Genomic DNA, 3,346 nt, shown 5'->3' with positions numbered 1-3,346 from the left:
TTGATTCTGGCAGCCGGAAACGTTCTGGGTGTCGCGAAGGTCGAGGAAGACATTTCCGTTGCCTCAAGCGAACCGGAGGCGAATTTTCACACAGTCGTCAAAGGCGATACGCTCTGGAAGATTTCTGAAAAGGCCTATGGCAATGGCGCCAGGTATCAAGCGATCTTCGAAGCGAACAGGCCAATGCTTTCCGACCCGGACAAGATTTGTCCCGGTCAGGTCTTGCGTATTCCTGCTCCTTGATCGCGGCTTTTTCCGGGCCGGAACCCTACCCCCGGGCGAAAACCGAATGCAGGCGCTCCGTCTTCAAGTCAGAGCGCCTGCATTTGACGGAATAGCTTCGGCTATTCCGCTGCCCTGTCGGATATCCAGCCTGGAACCTGAGCCTTCGCCGTGCCCGTCACTGCCGCTTCGACGCAATCCCTGATGCCTGCCAGACGGGCATGGCGGCCGGAGATCCCATGGGCGTAATGCGCATACTTGCCGGAGTTCGTCATCAAGCCCTTGGCGTGCCGCGGGAATATAGGTTCGGTTATCGAGCACCAGCACAGATCGGGCAGTAAGCGAACGCCGGCTGCCGCCAGTTTTTCGGTCAACCCCTCACCGGTCGCCGCCAGCAGGGTGTCCCGTCCGGCAGTGATGATCATCTGTGTGGATGTGTTGCAGCGCCTGCCTGCAAGTAGCTCAACGATCTGGCGGATTTCCGACAGTGACGCATGGGGGCTGCCGATCGCAACGAGATCGATCTTGCAGTCGCCCCGGTTCAACTCCTTCCAGGCCGCGACAAGATCGGACCGGCGAATGACATGCCGCTCCGCGTCCGGAGACGGAGGAAGATACGCCTCCGGTGTAAGGCCGGCCACATGCAGCATCGGAGCACCTGATGTCGTGCCGAAAGCGGCGCAGAGCGCCTTCAGGTCATCCGTCGCCGGATTGGTTCCTTCAAGGCCCCTCAGCACCGGTATGTTGTTCGGAGAACACCGCCCCGCGAGCCAGCCCAGCAACGGCCAGAGCAGGTCGTCATGTTTATCAAGCGGAAGTTCCACCTCGACAATGGTTCGGGGAACACGCCCCGCTTCCGTGTAAACGCCGGCTTCCGGCGCGCGGCCCGTCATTGCAATGAAGAGATCCAAATAATCGGGATGTTTCGGTGAGCGTGCTCCAAGCACGCTATTGGCAAATATCACCGCATTGGATTCGGACCACCCTATCGTCTCCCCAAGTTCGGGAGCATCATCGAGTAGATAGGGAGCGCAAGTGAACACCGGCCGCACACCCATCTTCACATAGGCGTCGGCCAGACGGCTCGCGCGTTTGCCGAAATCTTGTGGAACATTCTGTGACTGCCAGTTTTCCCGGTCGACGGAAATTGCGTTTATAGTTGTCGGGATGGATACACGGGCGCCGAGGTCCGCAAGTTTTTCAGCAAATATCAGGTTGGCCGAATGAGCAAGGATACATCCGTCAATGTGCCCCTTGGTGACGTCGGTAAGCTCGACCGCACCGTTCACTGCGGCCATCAGACAGATGATTTCCATCGCCATCTTGTTTGCCGTTCCTGCCTTACCGCTCAGAACGCTCTTGTCCTTTTCCGTAAGGCATAACTGACCTGGTTCCACCCGGTCCAATTCGAGCGTGAAATCATCGGCGGACAGTCGGCCTTGTGAAAGCGTCGCGGAATTGCAGCGCGCCAGGCGTTCGTACTCTGTCTTCGGAAGCACAATGGTCGGTAACGGACGACCGAAGATGCGGTCCGAGACCAGAGCCCCCAACGTCAGGATCTCCTCATGTTCGCAAAACACCAGGGCCGCCGGCGCCAGGGCGTTCAATGACAATTGCAGTAAAACACCACTGCCGCTGCAGGAACCGCGGGACGTCGGCATCATCAGGATTTTCCCGGAAACCAATTGCCCATGGTTCGGATGATGAACGTCAATAATTCGCCCGGTTTCCGGATCCACCCCACCCCAGAAGCTGAGACCCTCGGCGCATTGCAGGATGTCTCCCGCAGCGTTCCCGTCGTTAATGATGCGGCTCTTCCCGTATGCCTTGCCAAATGCGTTGTTCAAAGTGCCCCCTGATGTGCTCTGATCGGTGATCTCTGTTTGCTTCCCGTCCAGGACAAACGGGGCTTTCAAGCAGCCGATAGTCCGGTTTTCGAAACGTCTGCGCCAACCGCATGCCGTCGATTGAACATCGAGGCGCTTTCCCCACGTTCTTGATGCCGGGGTAAAACCCGGCTGCCGAACAGCGTTACATGGGAATGCGGCCAGTCGCAGAATAGATGTATTGTATATTGGATACAATATGCAATTATTTCGAGATGCTAATCTGATATCAAAATTGTGCGGACCAGGCCGGATGCAGACAAGTCTCCTTCAGGCATTGCCGGTCACCGGCAAGGACAGTGGAGTGTTGTCAGAAGCGTTTCCTGACCGAAAAGCCCAGGCGTGCGCCGGTGTCGTCGATGCCTGCGTCCTCGTCGATTTCGATGGGCACAGCGATGACGAAGCTGCTTGCAAAGCCACCGGGAAGCACAGCCTTCAGTCCGATGCCGGCAGACCCAAGCGTCGTTGTTCCATCGTCATTGGCAGCGTTCCTCTTGTAAAGGAGCCCGTAGTCGACGAATCCGAAGGCCGAAGCCTGCCTGACGTAGTCCTGACCGAAATTCAGGTTACGGGACAACTGTAGGGATCCGATCAGACCACTGTCCCCGGAGGCAACCGAACTGTCGAAAGCCCTGCCAAAAGGATCACCGCCGAAGGAGATCTGCTCGATCGGCGGGAGGTCCTGAAAGGCATATTGACCGAAGGTTCGAAGCAGCAGGCTGTTGTTCTCGGACAGTTTGACATCAAGGTCCGCAGCCAATTGTACCAGTTGAAAATCCGGTCTTGCGCCAGACTGTGAGGCCAGCGGGGCGCCCTGACCGGTCGCAGCGAGGATATCGAGCCCCTGACGGAATTCCAGCCCGATGCTGAGATCGGCGAACCCGAGATCGTTTTCCATGTCCGCGGCAATAGAAAGCCAGCGATAGGAGTCTTCGGTCAACTGGTTGCCATGGCTTTCAAGCTTGGCGTTCTGGGAGTTAAAAGCGATCGTTCCGGTGATGCTGTGATCGAGAGTTCGCAGAAATGGATAGGACGCATAGATCCTGCCCTCGAGAGAAGACGACTTCAGCCCCAGGTTTTTTACCTCACCTTCCGGTTGGGCAATCGTTCCGGCAATCTTGTAGCCGACAAGAAAGCCGTCGTATCCGATTGGAACCTGTTGACTGATGCTGGCCAGGATCAATTCCTGCGGACTGTTGGGCACGGTGACCGCGGTCAGTTTGGTGGCCTCGAAGGCA

Annotated in this window: 3 protein-coding genes; 1 reads left to right on the top strand and 2 read right to left on the bottom strand. The window is 57.3% G+C overall.

The window, feature by feature from the left end:
• Window positions 1-243 (top strand): LysM peptidoglycan-binding domain-containing protein (locus tag ACQY7U_RS09115; protein WP_428643684.1); only part of this gene is annotated, 243 nt, incomplete at its 5' end.
• Between the two features lie 101 nt (window positions 244-344).
• Here the strand turns inward: ACQY7U_RS09115 and ACQY7U_RS09110 are convergent.
• Complete coding sequence (locus ACQY7U_RS09110; protein ID WP_428643687.1) at window positions 345-2,069, bottom strand: aconitase X; 1,725 nt, start codon at window positions 2,067-2,069, stop codon at window positions 345-347.
• Window positions 2,070-2,418: 349 nt separating this feature from the next.
• Window positions 2,419-3,346, bottom strand: a 928-nt coding sequence (locus ACQY7U_RS09105; RefSeq protein WP_428643682.1) for a ShlB/FhaC/HecB family hemolysin secretion/activation protein, incomplete at its 5' end; no start/stop codon positions are given.

Origin of the sequence: Roseibium sp. (assembly GCF_050301095.1) — a bacterium.
Lineage (GTDB): Bacteria > Pseudomonadota > Alphaproteobacteria > Rhizobiales > Stappiaceae > Roseibium.
Note: the sequence above shows the minus strand (reverse complement) of the source record. Positions and strands in the feature narration are given on the sequence as shown.